Annotated in this window: 12 protein-coding genes; 7 read left to right on the top strand and 5 right to left on the bottom strand. The window is 41.2% G+C overall.

The window, feature by feature from the left end:
- Positions 1-4: 4 nt before the first annotated feature.
- From lpxA to HCG69_RS05960, 6 genes are all read left to right on the top strand, one after another.
- Positions 5-772, top strand: a complete 768-nt coding sequence (gene lpxA, locus HCG69_RS05985) for an acyl-ACP--UDP-N-acetylglucosamine O-acyltransferase (protein ID WP_221649290.1) — start codon at positions 5-7, stop codon at positions 770-772.
- A 137-nt stretch (positions 773-909) separates the two neighbouring features.
- Entirely contained in the window at positions 910-1,470 is a 561-nt protein-coding gene (locus HCG69_RS05980; RefSeq protein WP_221649289.1) for a hypothetical protein, read from the top strand.
- Positions 1,471-1,563: 93 nt separating this feature from the next.
- On the top strand, positions 1,564-2,463 hold the full coding sequence (gene miaA, locus HCG69_RS05975; RefSeq protein WP_221649288.1) for a tRNA (adenosine(37)-N6)-dimethylallyltransferase MiaA: 900 nt from the start codon (positions 1,564-1,566) through the stop codon (positions 2,461-2,463).
- A gap of 61 nt (positions 2,464-2,524) precedes the next feature.
- Positions 2,525-4,567 carry a sensor histidine kinase gene (locus tag HCG69_RS05970; RefSeq protein WP_221649287.1) on the top strand — a complete coding sequence of 681 codons (2,043 nt, stop codon included), beginning with the start codon at positions 2,525-2,527 and terminating at the stop codon, positions 4,565-4,567.
- Between the two features lie 128 nt (positions 4,568-4,695).
- Positions 4,696-7,206 (top strand): AsmA-like C-terminal region-containing protein, encoded by a 2,511-nt coding sequence (locus tag HCG69_RS05965; RefSeq protein ID WP_221649286.1) that lies wholly within the window; start codon positions 4,696-4,698, stop codon positions 7,204-7,206.
- Positions 7,207-7,376: 170 nt separating this feature from the next.
- Entirely contained in the window at positions 7,377-7,991 is a 615-nt protein-coding gene (locus tag HCG69_RS05960) for an L-threonylcarbamoyladenylate synthase (RefSeq protein WP_196039631.1), read from the top strand.
- An 80-nt stretch (positions 7,992-8,071) separates the two neighbouring features.
- Here HCG69_RS05960 and nagB read toward each other — a convergent pair whose 3' ends face one another.
- The 5 genes from nagB to HCG69_RS05935 form a co-directional block, all read right to left on the bottom strand.
- The gene (nagB, locus tag HCG69_RS05955) at positions 8,072-8,884 is read right to left on the bottom strand and encodes a glucosamine-6-phosphate deaminase (protein WP_195349152.1); all 813 of its coding nucleotides are present in this window, start codon (positions 8,882-8,884) and stop codon (positions 8,072-8,074) included.
- Between the two features lie 158 nt (positions 8,885-9,042).
- On the bottom strand, positions 9,043-10,236 hold the full coding sequence (locus HCG69_RS05950) for an FprA family A-type flavoprotein (RefSeq protein ID WP_221649285.1): 1,194 nt from the start codon (positions 10,234-10,236) through the stop codon (positions 9,043-9,045).
- Between the two features lie 132 nt (positions 10,237-10,368).
- Positions 10,369-11,343 carry a TIGR01212 family radical SAM protein gene (locus HCG69_RS05945; RefSeq protein WP_221649284.1) on the bottom strand — a complete coding sequence of 325 codons (975 nt, stop codon included), beginning with the start codon at positions 11,341-11,343 and terminating at the stop codon, positions 10,369-10,371.
- A 47-nt stretch (positions 11,344-11,390) separates the two neighbouring features.
- Positions 11,391-12,215: a LytTR family DNA-binding domain-containing protein gene (locus HCG69_RS05940; RefSeq protein ID WP_221649283.1), complete on the bottom strand. Its 825-nt coding sequence runs from the start codon at positions 12,213-12,215 to the stop codon at positions 11,391-11,393.
- A 9-nt stretch (positions 12,216-12,224) separates the two neighbouring features.
- Positions 12,225-12,962 carry a LiaI-LiaF-like domain-containing protein gene (locus HCG69_RS05935; RefSeq protein WP_221649282.1) on the bottom strand — a complete coding sequence of 246 codons (738 nt, stop codon included), beginning with the start codon at positions 12,960-12,962 and terminating at the stop codon, positions 12,225-12,227.
- A 595-nt stretch (positions 12,963-13,557) separates the two neighbouring features.
- Here HCG69_RS05935 and HCG69_RS05930 point away from each other — a divergent pair.
- On the top strand, positions 13,558-15,768 hold the full coding sequence (locus tag HCG69_RS05930; RefSeq protein ID WP_221649281.1) for a S9 family peptidase: 2,211 nt from the start codon (positions 13,558-13,560) through the stop codon (positions 15,766-15,768).
- Positions 15,769-15,814 lie beyond the last annotated feature (46 nt).

Here is a 15,814-nt window from a genome sequence, read left to right as displayed (position 1 = left end):
AATTATGATAAGTCCCTTAGCGTATATTCATCCCGAGGCTAAGATCGGGGAAAACGTAGAGATTGGTCCTTTTGTTTACATTGACAAAAATGTGGTCATTGGTAATAACAATACCGTTATGCCCAATGCCAACATTCTATACGGTTCTCGAATCGGTAACGGAAATACCATTTTTCCGGGTGCTGTGATTGGTGCTATCCCACAGGATCTCAAGTTTCGTGGTGAAGAAACCACAGCCGAAATTGGTGATAACAATATCATTCGTGAGAATGTAACAGTCAATCGCGGTACTGCAGCCAAAGGTAAAACAATAGTAGGTAATAATAACCTGCTAATGGAAGGAGTACATGTAGCACATGATGCTATTATTGGCAATGGCTGCATCATCGGCAACTCTACGAAAATGGCAGGAGAAATCATTATTGATGACAACGCAATTATCAGTGGTGCCGTGTTGATGCATCAATTTTGCCGTGTAGGCGGATATGTAATGATACAAGGAGGAAGCCGTTTCAGTAAAGATATCCCTCCTTACATTATTGCCGGACGTGAACCAATTACTTATAGTGGCATTAATATCATCGGCCTGCGCCGTCGTGGTTTTAGCAACGAAGTAATAGAAAACATTCACAATGCCTACCGCATCATTTACCAAAGCGGACTGAATATCACAGACGCATTGGCAAAAATAGAGACAGATGTTCCAATGAGCCCGGAAATTGAATATATCGTAGGCTTTATTCGTAATTCAGAACGTGGAATTATAAAATAAGTTATAAGGTTATGATATTATAAAATGATGGAGTTATAGAACCATTATATACATTATATTCACTATAATAATTATAGCACTATAACTTTATAACATCATAACCCGATAACATTAAAACTCTATAACTTTATAACATTATGATATACAGATTTACAATCATATCTGATGAAGTAGATAATTTTATCAGAGAAATACAGATTGATCCGGAAGCAACATTTTATGACTTCCATGAAGCAATACTAAAATCAACAGGTTACACCAATGACCAGATGACCTCATTCTTCCTTTGTGACGACGATTGGGAGAAAGAAAAAGAAATCACTTTGGAGGAGATGGACGACAATCCTGAGATGGATAGCTGGGTAATGAAAGATACTACTCTGAGCGAGCTAATTGAAGATGAGAAGCAAAAATTGCTGTATGTATTTGACTACATGACAGAACGTTGTTTCTTTATCGAACTATCAGAAATCATTACCGGTAAAGATATGCAAGGTGCCAAATGTACTAAAAAGTCCGGAGAAGCTCCTAAACAAATTATGGACTTTGAGGAAATGACTGCCAGTACTGGTTCACTCGATCTGGACGAAAACTTTTATGGCGATCAGGATTTTGATCTGGAAGACTTTGATGCCGATGGTTTTGACATGGGTGGCGGTGCAGCAGATGCAGGAACATTTGAAGAAGAAAAACTTTAATCAATTGACAATTGATAGTTGACAATTGACAGTTAGCAGCTGTACACTGCATAGTAACTGTCAATTGTCAACTATCAACTTTCAACTAAAATAATGACTGCTCTTATAGTCCTCATAGGCCCTACCGGCGTTGGAAAAACAGAACTTAGTCTCCGGTTGGCGGAACACTTCCACACGTGTATTGTTTCTGCTGACTCAAGACAACTCTATGCCGATTTAAAGATAGGTACAGCAGCTCCTACCTCAGATCAACTCAATCGTGTACCTCATTATCTGGTAGGCACTTTAAAACTGACTGATTATTACAGTGCCGCCCGTTATGAAGAAGAAGCATTAGCCACACTCGACAATCTATTCCGCCAATATGATACTGTCATCCTTACCGGAGGCTCTATGATGTACATAGACGCTATCTGTAAAGGTATTGACGACATCCCCACTGTAGATACAGAAACCCGCGAACTGATGTTACAGAGGTATGAAACAGAAGGGCTCGAAAAGCTCTGTGCTGAACTAAAACTATTAGACCCCGAATATTACAGGATAGTAGACCTAAAGAATCCTAAACGCGTGATTCATGCGCTCGAGATCTGTTACATGACAGGGAAAACCTATACATCTTTTCGTACGCAACAAAAAAAACAACGTCCTTTTCGCATTATCAAGATAGGACTAACCCGTGACCGTGCCGAACTTTACGACCGTATCAACCGCAGGGTAGATATCATGATAGAAGAAGGATTGCTTGAAGAAGCCCGAAGCGTATATCCCTACCGTACTCTCAACTCACTCAACACCGTGGGATACAAAGAAATGTTCAATTATCTGGATGGTACCTGGGAACTACCTTTTGCCATCGAAAAGATAAAACAAAATTCGCGTATCTACTCACGCAAACAAATGACATGGTTCAAGCGGGACGAAGAGATACAATGGTTTCACCCTGAACAGGAAACTGAAATACTGGATTATATCAACACAAAAATACAATAAGAAACAAGTATTCAAAAAGATTCTTAGATTCCTTTTTAACACAGACTTAAATACATTTATTATGAAGAGATTAATACTTCTTTGTCTCAGTATCCTCTTGCTTTTCACCGTTCATGCACAAAATAAAGAACAGCAACAGTATGATTCCATCATGACTATCATGAAAGACAAATCTATTCCTCTGTTAGAACGATATTACATGACCGGAGATATAGAGTACCTTTCGCGTGAGCATCAGATTGAAATAATGAAACAGCTAATTCCGGAAGCAAAAAATCTGGAAGATAAAGCTGTTGTAACGCGTTTATATTCCATTATCTCTCTCTTCAGAACCCAGTTGAGTCATATGGAAATCGCTAAAAATTATCTGGACAGTGCATTTATTTATGACGGAAAATTCGCCAACAATAATATCTCCGGCATGATGCATTTTGTTGCAGGTAATTATTATATGGCACAAACAGATTTTGTAGAAGCTCAAAAGAATTATTATAAGGCTGCTGAATATTTTAATAAGAATGAGCAAAAGCCAAGTATCCTGACAGATGTATATTATGATTTGTCTACAATCTACATCCTGTGGAGAGATGAAAAAGGATTAGCCGAATTGATGAAAGATATGGAGCACTCTCCTGTTGATTTCCCCTTTCAGCATATTTTAAAACTAACTGTACAATCACAGTATTATTATGCGCATTACATAAACACGGAAAACACAGCTTATTTAGATTCTGCTGCTATCTACAACAATCTGGCATTCGATATTTACAACACAACAGATAATCCGTACGATGTAGGATACCAAATTGCCGATAATTATCTCTCGCAAGCACTTATTTATTGTTTGCAAGGGAAAATAGCAGAAGCACAAAAATGTTTAGCCACAGGACAAAAGCTTATAAATCCAAAGTTATTAGATTCAGACGCCCGGATCCTTTTTATTTCGGGGACTATCTCTTTCTATCTAAAAGATTATCCAAAGGCAGAAAAGAACTTATTGGCAGGATTACAAAAATTAGAGACGCTGAGTGAAGAGAAGAAAATTAATTATGATGAATCCATCAGTTCTTCCTATCAAATATTAGCTCAAATATATGAGGAACAGAAACTTTATGATAAAGCACTGGCAGCAGAGCGTAAATCCATTGATTATGCCACTCGTTTAAACGATAAAAATAATCGCAAAGAAATAAACACACTGCGTGTGAAGTATAATTTGGATCAAGCTGAACGTAGTGTGAAACAGCTTTCAGTACTCAATGAACAAAGAAAACGTGTCAACCTGCTTGCAATAGGAATGATAATACTGGCATTAATCACTATTATCCTGTTAGTGATTCGTCATCGTTCACGTCAAAAGATGAATGCTCATTTATTGCAAATTGCAGAACTAAAACAACAGGAAGCAGATTTAATGATCGAACTCCAAAAATCCAAACTGGAAGAAAAAGAAAACGAGTTTCAAACCATTCTCAATGAATCCAAACAACGTCATGTACAATCTTATCTTGAAGGTCTGGAGGCAGAACGGGAACGACTGGCAACCGAACTTCACGATGATGTATGTAACAATCTTATGGCGCTTGAAATACAAATACGGGCACAGTATAAAGAGCAAGAGGGTGCAACACCAACGATAGTAGAGACGCTGACAGAAATTCGCAATCGGGTCCGTACAGTTTCACATGAACTGATGCCTCCCACATTTCAATATGCAACACTGGACGAAATGCTGGAAGATTTCATAACTCACCTCAATCTGCCTGAAAAAACAAAAGCTGAGTACCGATCAACTCCGGGCACGGATTGGAACAATATCCCTTCAGAGATTGGTTTTGAATTCTACAGAATAACCCAGGAAGCTATTAACAATGCAATAAAATACGCTTCGGCCCACAAAATATCAGTAGAACTGAAACTTGAAGATCATCAACTCTCTATTACAATAGAAGATGACGGTAAAGGATTCGATACTGAAAAGAAAACAAAAGGAATCGGGTTGCATACCATAGCACAGCGTATCCAATCTATCAAGGGTACGTTTGAATTGACATCTCACACAGGCGTCGGTACGAAGATAGTAGCAAAAATCTCGCTTGCATAGATACAATACAGTTTTTCTCCATCTCAAATTTATCAGTCTGTGACTTAAATTCATAAGTCACAGACTGATAAATGAAAAAAAATCAGTAGCTTTGCTATCTCAATACGTTTAATCAAAAACCTGCAAATATGAAAAAAGGTCTGAAAATTACAGCAATCACATTAGGAGTACTCCTGCTGCTGATGCTTATTCTTCCTTTTGCTTTCCGCGGTAAGATAGAAAGCATAGTAAAAACAGAAGGAAATAAAATGCTTAATGCACAGTTTGATTTCCGTAGTCTGGATATTAGTCTGTTTCGTAATTTCCCCAAGGCATCAGTTACTCTTAATGATTTCTGGTTGCGCGGTGTTGGTGAATTTGAAAAAGACACTCTCGTACAAGCGGGTGAAGTAACAGCCGCTATCAACCTTTTCTCTCTTTTCGGAGATAGCGGTTATGACATTTCTAAAGTACAGATAACAGACACCCGGCTACACGCCATTGTACTTGCAGATGGCCGGCCCAATTGGGACGTAATGAAGCCCGATAGTACAGTTACCGATACCGCAGAAGAGCCAAGCAGTTCTCCGTTTAAGATACAACTTCAACAGTTTGTCATCAAAAATATGAATCTCATATACGATGACCGTCAGGCAAATATGTATGCAGATATCCGTAATCTGAATGCACTTTGCTCCGGAGACCTGGGAAGCGATCGTACAACCTTACAATTGGAAGCAGAAACGGAAGCGCTTACCTATAAGATGAACGGCATCCCCTTCCTTTCTAATGCCAATATTTATGCGAAAATGGATGTAGATGCCGATCTTGCCAACAATAAATATACATTGAAAGAGAATGAATTCCGGTTGAATGCCATCAAAGCAGGTATCGATGGTTGGGTAGCCCTGAAAGATCCTGCCATAGATATGGACCTTAAACTGAACACCAACGAAGTAGGGTTCAAAGAAATTCTATCTCTGATCCCTGCCATTTATGCCAAAGATTTTGAAGGCTTAAAGACAGAGGGTATTGCCACACTTTCTGCCGACATAAAAGGTACGATGGCAGGTGACAGCATTGTACCCCAGTTCAATGTAGCAATGACAGTGAAAGACGCCATGTTCCGTTATCCTTCTCTCCCGGCAGGTGTAGATCAGATTAACATCAATGCAGAAATTAAAAATCCGGGAGGAGCTATTGACCTCACCACAGTGAGTATTCGCCCGTTTAGTTTCCGACTTGCCGGAAACCCATTCAGTGTGACAGCCGAGATAAAAACACCGATCAGTGATCCGGACTTTCATGCTGAAGCAAAAGGAGTACTCAATCTGGGCATGATCAAACAGGTATACCCATTGGAGGATATGGAACTAAACGGTACTATCAATGCAGACATGCAGCTCGCCGGAAAAATGTCGTACATCGAAAAAGAACAGTATGAACGTGTACAGGCTTCCGGAACAATCGGACTCACCTCAATGAAACTGAAGATGAAGGATATGCCGGATATAGATATCCACAAGTCACTCTTTACTTTCACTCCCAAGTACCTGCAACTAAGCGAAACAACTGTCAATATCGGTAAGAACGATCTGACTGCTGATAGCCGTTTTGAAAACTATCTGGGTTACGCACTGAAAGGAACAACATTGAAAGGGACGCTCAATATCCGCTCCAATCATCTTAACCTGAATGATTTCATGACAGCCACAGCAGATACCGTTACACAGGTGACAACTGCTCCGGCAGATAGTATAAGTGGTATCATTGAAGTGCCCCGTAATATTGATTTCCAAATGGATGCCAATCTGAAAGAGGTACTGTTTGATAAGATGGCTTTCACTAATATGAACGGAAAGTTGGTCGTTAAAGACGGGAAAGTGGATATGAAGAATCTTTCTATGAACACGATGGGTGGCAATGTGGTTATGAACGGCTATTACTCTACGGCTGATGTTAAAAAGCCGGAGATGAATGCAGGATTCAAACTCAATGGATTGAGCTTTGCCCAGACATACAAAGAGCTTGATATGGTGCAACAACTCGCACCTATCTTCGAAAATCTAAAAGGAAACTTCTCCGGTAGTATGAAGGTACAAACCATCCTGGATGCCGCTATGAGTCCTGTACTCGAAACAATGCAGGGTAACGGAAGCCTTTCTACCAAAGACCTCAGTCTGAGCGGAGTAAAGGTGATTGACCAAATAGCCGAAGCCGTGAATAAACCGGATTTGAAGGAGATGAAGGTTAAAGATATGACGTTGGATTTCACCATCAAAGACGGACGAGTGGCAACACAGCCATTTGACATCAAACTGGGCGACTATGTAATGAACCTCTCCGGAAGTACAGGATTGGATCAGACAATAGACTATTCTGGTAAAATCAAACTGCCCGCTTCTGCAGGTGACCTTGCCAAGTTAACAACACTCGACCTGAAAATCGGAGGATCGTTTACTTCACCCAAAGTGTCTATTGACACTAAGAGTATGGCAAACCAGGCGGTAGAAGCCGTAGCTGATAAAGCAATCAGTGAGTTAGGAAAGAAATTGGGACTGGACTCTGCCGCTACAAATAATAAAGAGGACCTGAAAGAGGCAGTAAAAGAAAAAGCTGCTGAAAAAGCACTGGACTTTTTAAAGAAAAAACTAAAATAGTGGTTAGTGATTAGTGATTAGTGGTTAGTGATTAGTGATTAGTGATTAGTGCCATGCGGTGTAGTGACATAACTCACTAATCACCATTGATTCTTCCACTATTCACTTATCACTAATCACTAACCACTTATCACTAACCACTTATCACTAACCACTAACCACTACTTATCATGCTTCTGAAACTTTACGAAAAGAATAATAATCCACAGGACCTGCAACAGGTGGTGGATATTTTGAATGATGGCGGCCTCATCATCTATCCTACCGATACGATGTATGCAATTGGTTGTCATGGATTGAAAGAGCGTGCCATTGAACGTATTTGCCGTATCAAAGAGATTGATCCGCGTAAGAATAATCTTTCTATTATCTGTTATGATCTGAGCAGTATCAGTGAATACGCGAAAGTTGATAATAATACGTTCAAACTGATGAAACGTAATTTGCCCGGACCATTCACCTTTATTCTGAACGGAACAAACCGGCTTCCCAAGATCTTTCGAAACAGGAAAGAAGTAGGTATCCGTATGCCGGATAACAATATCATTCGTGAGATAGCCCGCTTGCTTGATGCACCGATTATGACAACGACTCTACCGCACGAAGCACATGAAGACCTGGAATATGCAACAGATCCGGAACTGATAGATGAAAAGTTCGGAGAGATAGTAGACCTCGTGATTGACGGAGGAATAGGAGGAATAGAACCGTCAACAGTAGTTAGTTGTACAGAAGGAAGTCCAGAAATAATCCGGCAGGCCAAAGGAATACTGGAAGAGAATTAAAGCTGGAATACTAAAAATTAAAGCTGCGCAGTGGATAAATAATTCCTACTGCGCAGCTTTTAATTTTTAACTTCTAAATCTTATTTAATCAAAGATTTTGCATCCAGATGATCGGCTTCGATATCTTTAAAGTAGCGATATGTTCCTACTTTCAGTTCTTCTGTAGCAGCATCGTCACAAACGATGATACCTTTCTCATGCATCTGTAATGCACTGATTGTCCACATCTGAGTGATAGCTCCCTCTACTGCGTGATACAACGCACGAGCTTTGTTATGACCATTCACGATAATCATTACTTCTTTTGCAGACAATACAGTCCCTACACCTACCGTCAAAGCAGTCTTAGGCACTTTATTGATATCGTTGTCAAAGAAGCGTGAATTAGCAATGATTGTATCTGTAGTCAACGTTTTCTGACGGGTACGTGAAGTCAGTGATGATCCCGGCTCATTGAATGCAATGTGTCCATCCGGTCCGATACCACCCATAAAAAGATCTATACCACCATATGACTTTATTTTCTCTTCATAACGGGCACATTCAGCATCCAGGTCAGCAGCGTTTCCATTAAGGATATTCGTGTTTTCCGGTTTGATATCAATATGACTGAAGAAATTATTCCACATGAAAGAGTAGTAACTTTCCGGATGTTCTTTCGGCAATCCTACATATTCGTCCATATTGAAAGTGACTACATTCTCAAAAGAAACAATACCTTTCTTATTCAAATCAATAAGTCCTTTGTACATACCCAGAGGAGAAGAACCTGTAGGACATCCCAATACGAATGGTTTCTCTGCTGTAGGATTGGCTGCCTTAATTTTAGCGGCAACATAATGTGCTGCCCATGAAGAAACGGACTGATAGTCCGGCTGAATAATTAATCTCATAAGTTTATATTTTTAATCGGTTAGTAATAATGTTATAGGGTTATGGAGTTACAGGATTGCAGGGTGGTAAATAGACAGAAGGGTTAAATTGCTAATTTATAACTCTACAACTCCATAACCTTATAGCCTTACAACTTTATAACTCTATAATTCCTCCCTTAGTTCTTCTTTAAACGTTCCGCCATTGCCCGTGCCAGATTTTCACACTGCGCGTAGGTAATGTCTCTCATTGCCTGTTTCATCTCTACCGGATCTCCCACTACTTCAAACTTGCTCTTTTCAGCAAATTCAGCCATACGCTTCACGGCAGCACCTGCCCAGGTAAAAGAACCAAACAGACCAAGATAACGCCCTTTCAGCTCGCGTATCAATATCTTCGAAAGTAAAGACTCTATTTCCGGGAATATCTGGTTACTATATGTCGGTGAACCAATGATTAATCCTTTATATTTAAAGATATCTGCCAGAATATAAGACGCATTGGTCTTGCTTACGTTATGCATCACGATATTTTTAATACCTTGTGCCGATAGTTCCGCAGCAATAGCTTCGGCCATTTGCTCGGTATTGCCGTACATACTTCCATAGGCAATGACCACACCCTCATCGGCATCATAACGACTCAGCTTATCATAAACACCTATTACCTTCGGAATGTTATCAGTCCACACCGGACCATGAGTAGAGCAAATTACAGAGATAGGCAGTCCGCCCAGTTTTTGCAAAGCCTTTTGTACGGGGTTACCATATTTTCCCACTATATTAGAATAGTAACGCACCATTTCATCCCAATAATGATCCGTATTAATACGGGTATCAAGGAAGCCACCGTCCAAGGTACCAAAGCAACCAAATCCATCTCCGGAGAAAAGAATACCATCTGTTTCGTCAAAAGTCATCATTGTCTCCGGCCAATGCACCATTGGAGTGAGATAAAAACGAAGTTTGTGTTTTCCAAGCGCAAGGAAGTCACCATCTTTCACCAGATATTGTTCACCTGTTACCCCATAGAAGCCCTCAATCATTCCGAAGGTTTGCTTATTGCCTACAATTACGATATCAGGATAATGTTGTTTGATCAGCCGGATGGAGCCCGAATGATCCGGTTCCATATGATTTATAATTAAGTAGTTAATAGGACGGTCACCAATTACTTGCTTTATTTTATGAAGAAAAACCTCAAAATAGCAGATATCTACTGTATCGACCAAAGCTACCATTTCATCATCAATCAGATAAGAGTTATATGAAACTCCGTATGGCAGCGGCCACATCCCCTCAAAGAGATGTTTGTTACGGTCGTTTACTCCTACATAGTGGACGTTTCCTTTAATTCTTGTTTTCTGTTCCATCTTAAAATTAATGTTTAATGATTAACGATTAATGATTAATGTTTAATGATTAATGTTTAATGATCAATGTTTAATGATCAATGGGCTGTACTATTATGTACATGGCATTGATCATCAAACATTAATCATTATTTATCGATCATTATTCATTCTGTCCTGCAAAGATACTTTTTTTTTCGTAACTCCGTATCTCTTGCCTTGATATGCCCCCCTTTCTTTCATTCTTTTTTGAACTCGGGCTGTAAATTCATAATTTTTTAATCCCCAGTCGGGAGCTATTAGTAATTCACGGGGAGATTGTGAGACGAAGCGCTCTATGACAAGATCGGGACGCAGATGTTCTACATAATCTATTACAAGATCTATATATTCGTTCACATCATTAAAAAGGTGGAAATCAGAAGGGTTTTGTTCATATTCGTGAGCCATACGCGTACCACGGATCAACTGTAGCTGATGCATTTTCAAAGTGGTAAGCGGTAATTCCGAAAGCACGCCGGCTTGCGCCACAATAGCATCATGAGACTCTCCCGGGAGTCCTAAAATCACATGCCCGCCAGTAAGAATACCACAACCGGCTGTACGTTGTACCGCCTCCACAGTAGTGGCATAAGTATGCCCCCGGTTGATGCGCCTCAGCGTTTCATCACAAGTAGTTTCAATGCCGTACTCCACAAGAAGAAAAGTCTGGCGGTTGAGTGTTTCAAGATAACGAAGAAGATCCTCCGGCATACAATCCGGACGAGTGCCGATGACAAGTCCTACCACCCCGTCAACACTCAGTGCCTCTTCATATTTCCGCTTTAAACTTTCGAGTCCGGCATAAGTGTTGGTGTATGCTTGGAAATAGGCAAGGTATTTCATCGAAGGATATTTATGGGCAAAGAACTGTTTCCCCTCTTCTAACTGTACGGAAACCGTTTTTTCGGTCCGGCAGTATTCCGGATTAAACGTTTGATTGTTGCAATACGTGCAACCTCCCTGCCCCTTGGTTCCATCCCGATTGGGGCAGGTAAAACCGGCATTCAGGGATATTTTCTGTACTTTATAAGGGAAATAACGCCTCAGAAACTGCGGAAATTCGTTGTATAAAGGTTGCTCAGTCATATGCTTCGTTGCTTAGAGAGAACAAACATAAGAAAATCCAGGGAATACTACAAGTCTAATCGTGTTTTCAGCAGCTTATAACCGGAAAGGCTCACCCGGAGTTTATCTCCGTTCTTTAGCAGCAATCTGTAAGTCTCTTTCCCGAAAAGTTCTACACGTAGTATTTGCGTCACGTTTACGATGGTAGATCGATGTACCCGTACGAATTGGGTTGCAGGCAGATGTTTTTCAAGATACTTCATTGTCAGCTCCTTTACGAACTGCCCTTCAGGAGTAAATAATGTGACATAATCTCCACACGCCTGAACATAAATTAAGTCATTCGTTGCAACCAGATGAATACGCGCTCCATCCTTTACTGTGATGCGATCCAGATACTCTTCCACTGATTGAGAAGAAGTGTCCGCAGCTTCTTCTTCATTTTGCCGGTCTTCAACTTCCGCTATTTCCTCGGCAGGAAGACGAAGTGCCTGCAAGGAGTAATATTTGTACCACATCATTACATTCGTCCAGCACAATGCACCAACCAGTACCCGGAACGGCAGAGTATCGGCAAAAGGCAAATAAGAACTTCCGGCCATCGTCTCGATCCATCCCTGCAAAGCAAATCCGCCAGCCAGCCAAAAGAGTATCGCCAATACTGATACTATTATTTCTGTTTGCACCGATGATACAAAACCGATAACAAACCATGATAAATAAGCCAAGCCACAAAACAGTCCTACTGAAACCGCTCCGTCCACAAGTGCAGACAATAAGCCAACACCGGCATAAGCTGTCAACAGCCATGCCTGTACCCCTATTGCAACTAATACCATCAATAAAACAGGTATCCATCGTCGGGAAGATTCCATTATAGGATGTGCTTGCATCTTCGTTTATCAGCCTTTAATTTCTACTCCTCCGAAAGAGACATTTCCCATTACTACAAGGCTGCGGCTTTGGTCTATATTTACTCCCGGAATACGTTTATCTTCGCAACCTCCCAGAAAAGCATTGGCTTGTAAATCAACCCGCCAGTCGAGAGGCACATAAATTTCTATCCCACCAAAATTACATTCTACTTCAATGTAGGTTTCCCCTTCGGATATATTCGTACGCCGCAAGTCGAGCACAGTCCCACCAAAAGTATTACGGATCGTTGCCCCCTTGAATACCTCATCAAGCACTACCTGCTTTACGCCTCCGAATACATTGTCCGAGCGCACAAAACCATCGGCCGAACTAGTCTGCTTATTACCAAAAGTCTGTTCGCCCCGCGTTTTCCACTCTTTATGACGATTGGGACGATAAAAGAAGAAGATGCCCAAACATACCAATACAACAGGCCAAAGCACTGCACTCGCATTGACGGGCATCCAGGGCAACCACCCCAGACGGGGCATAATGAAACAAAGACCAACCACAAACAAGATCAATCCGGTGAACATCTGACGGCGAAGAATCGAATAGGCACCCAACACAATCAAAAGCATCGGCCAGGATACAACGATACGAAATAAATCATTGGGAATAAATCCCAGATTACGACCCAACAGCATAATTCCGGAGACTATAAAAATGCTGGCCACCAATTGCCTGCCCGTCAATCCCGAAGGAGATGTAGATTTCTTTTCCATAATTCTATTTTCTATTTTAATTCGATGATACGTTTTCGAGCTTTACTATTTGATGTTGCAAAGATAAACTGTTCAGGGACTTTCGGGAACACTTTACCGTTTATTTCCGTCCCAAAATCGATGAATACAGGAGTATATCCGGCGAAACAGGGAAATAAAGAAAGAAATCTGCTCCTCGTTCAGCCAATCTGTTAGGGGAGAATGACAAGATTCACTCGTTCCGGCATACATTCAGCGACGTTCGTTGGTTAGGTCACCGGTGAAGATTCCCTCTCTCACCGGGGAACATTGTTTTAGATGTACATGTAAAGCTACTCCACATGCACATGTCGTACTGCTCCACATGTACATGTCGTACTGCTTTACATGTACATCTAAAACAAAGAAGCACTACGACCTTCAATACATTCGATTACAACTAACCGGACGAAACCTCTAACAGAACACCAATATGCCTTACTATAATAAAATCTGTAAAAGGGAATTAATAAAGATAACGAGTACTGGCGAACGATAGATAAAAAAGTATCCTTTCTTTGACGAATTTCAGTTTATTACTAACTTTGCAGGAATAAGAAGCAAAAACTAAGAAATAATGAAAAAGATAACCCTTACCCTTCTACTTTTCCTTGCTTGCGTGGCAGGTATGGCACAAGGTAGTAAAAAACTCGACCTGAAGGATATAACTTCCGGTAAATATCGTCCGGCAAGCATTCGGAACGTAGTCCCAATGCCCAACGGTGAGCACTACACACAGATGAATGACGAAGGTACCCAAATCACCAAATACTCTTTCAAAACAGGAGAACCTGTAGAAGTAATCTTCGACGTGGCCAAAGCCCGCGAGTGTGATTTCAAACACTTTGACAGTTATCAGTTTTCTCCGGATGGGTCCAAACTGCTTATCGCAACTGAAACAACGCCCATTTACAGGCGTTCATATACAGCCGTACATTACTTATATCCCTTGAAACGTAATGATAAAGGGGTAACGACAAACAACATTATTGAACGGCTTTCTGACGGGGGCCCTCAACAAGCCCCCGTTTTTTCTCCTGATGGAACAATGATTGCTTTTGTACGGGATAACAACATCTTTCTGGTAAAAACACTCTATGGAAACAGTGAGAGCCAGGTGACGGAAGACGGCAAACAGAATGCAGTACTCAATGGCATTCCCGACTGGGTATATGAAGAAGAGTTCGGATTTAACCGGGCACTCGAATTCAGTGCCGACAACTCAATGCTGGCTTTTATCCGTTTTGATGAAACGGAAGTTCCTTCGTACCAGTTCCCACTCTTTGCCGGAGAATCACCGCGCATCAACGGGCTGGAAGATTATCCGGGAGAATACACTTACAAATATCCGAAAGCCGGATATCCGAACTCCAAGGTAGAAGTACGTACTTTCGATATCAAATCAAAAGTAACCCGCACGATGAAGTTGCCATTGGATGCCGACGGATACATCCCTCGTATCCGTTTCACGCAAGACCCTAACAAGCTTGCCATCATGACGCTGAACCGTCATCAGAATCGTTTCGACATGTACTTTGCCGATCCGCGTTCAACTGTTTGCAAACTGGCATTGCGCGATGAATCACCCTATTATATCAGCGAAAACGTATTCGACAATATTCAGTTCTACCCCGAAAACTTCAGTTTCCTCAGCGATAAAGACGGATACCCGCACCTCTATTGGTACAGCATGGGAGGGAACTTGGTAAAGCAAGTGACTAAAGGTGCTCATGAAGTAGAATCGTTTCTGGGATATGACGAGGCCGATGGTAGTTTCTACTTCATCAGCAACGAAGAAAGCCCTATGCAACAAGCTGTTTACAAAATAGACCGTAAAGGTAAAAAGACCAAGCTGTCTCAAAAAGCAGGTATGAACAGTGCTTTGTTCAGCCCCACAATGAAATACTACATCAATACATACACCAACCTTGACACTCCGGCTGTTATCACCTTGAATGACAACGAAGGTAAGACGCTGAAAACATTGGAAGCCAACAATGCACTTAAACAAAAACTGGCACAAGTAGCACTTCCCAAGAAAGAATTCTTCAAGTTTAAGACTTCCCAAGGAGTAGAATTAAACGGCTGGATGATGAAACCGGCAGACTTCTCTGCATCCAAAAAGTATCCGGTACTAATGTATCAGTACAGCGGTCCGGGATCACAACAGGTGTTGGATAACTTCGCCATCAGCTGGGAAACCTATATGGCAAGTTTAGGTTACATCGTTGCTTGTGTAGATGGACGTGGTACCGGTGGACGTGGTACAGAATTTCAAAAAAGTACTTACCTGAACCTGGGTGTAAAAGAGGCCAAAGATCAGGTGGAAGCAGCCAAATATCTGGGTACACTCCCTTATGTGGATAAAAACCGCATTGGCATCTGGGGCTGGAGTTACGGCGGATACATGGCAATAATGAGTATGAGCGAAGGAACTCCGGTATTCAAAGCAGGGGTAGCTGTGGCTGCACCAACCGACTGGAAATTCTATGATACCATCTATACAGAACGCTTTATGCGCACGCCAAAGGAAAACGCAGAAGGATACAAAGCTGCATCTGCTTTTACACGTGCCGATAAACTACACGGTAATCTCCTATTGGTACATGGTATGGCAGATGATAATGTTCATTTCCAGAATTGTGCCGAATATGCCGAACATCTGGTACAACTGGATAAACAATTCGACATGCAGGTCTACACCAATCGTAATCATGGTATTTATGGTGGCAATACCCGCCAACACTTGTACACGAAACTGACCAATTTCTTTTTAAATAACCTATAAAGTAATGAATTATGAGGGTGTCAAAAGCCGGATCAAGCTATCAATA

Origin of the sequence: Bacteroides sp. K03, from assembly GCF_019734355.1 — a bacterium.
Lineage (GTDB): Bacteria > Bacteroidota > Bacteroidia > Bacteroidales > Bacteroidaceae > Bacteroides > Bacteroides nordii.
This window is presented reverse-complemented; position numbering and strand designations above follow the sequence as displayed.

Bases quoted from the DNA above. Each gene is read 5' to 3' on its own strand.
- HCG69_RS05950 (WP_221649285.1), bottom strand. From the start codon at position 10,236: ATGGAACAGAAAACAAGAATTAAAGGAAACGTCCACTATGTAGGAGTA.
- nagB (WP_195349152.1), bottom strand. From the start codon at position 8,884: ATGAGATTAATTATTCAGCCGGACTATCAGTCCGTTTCTTCATGGGCA.
- miaA (WP_221649288.1), top strand. From the start codon at position 1,564: ATGACTGCTCTTATAGTCCTCATAGGCCCTACCGGCGTTGGAAAAACA.
- HCG69_RS05935 (WP_221649282.1), bottom strand. From the start codon at position 12,962: ATGGAAAAGAAATCTACATCTCCTTCGGGATTGACGGGCAGGCAATTG.
- HCG69_RS05960 (WP_196039631.1), top strand. From the start codon at position 7,377: ATGCTTCTGAAACTTTACGAAAAGAATAATAATCCACAGGACCTGCAA.
- lpxA (WP_221649290.1), top strand. From the start codon at position 5: ATGATAAGTCCCTTAGCGTATATTCATCCCGAGGCTAAGATCGGGGAA.
- HCG69_RS05965 (WP_221649286.1), top strand. From the start codon at position 4,696: ATGAAAAAAGGTCTGAAAATTACAGCAATCACATTAGGAGTACTCCTG.
- HCG69_RS05930 (WP_221649281.1), top strand. From the start codon at position 13,558: ATGAAAAAGATAACCCTTACCCTTCTACTTTTCCTTGCTTGCGTGGCA.
- HCG69_RS05940 (WP_221649283.1), bottom strand. From the start codon at position 12,215: ATGCAAGCACATCCTATAATGGAATCTTCCCGACGATGGATACCTGTT.
- HCG69_RS05945 (WP_221649284.1), bottom strand. From the start codon at position 11,343: ATGACTGAGCAACCTTTATACAACGAATTTCCGCAGTTTCTGAGGCGT.
- HCG69_RS05980 (WP_221649289.1), top strand. From the start codon at position 910: ATGATATACAGATTTACAATCATATCTGATGAAGTAGATAATTTTATC.
- HCG69_RS05970 (WP_221649287.1), top strand. From the start codon at position 2,525: ATGAAGAGATTAATACTTCTTTGTCTCAGTATCCTCTTGCTTTTCACC.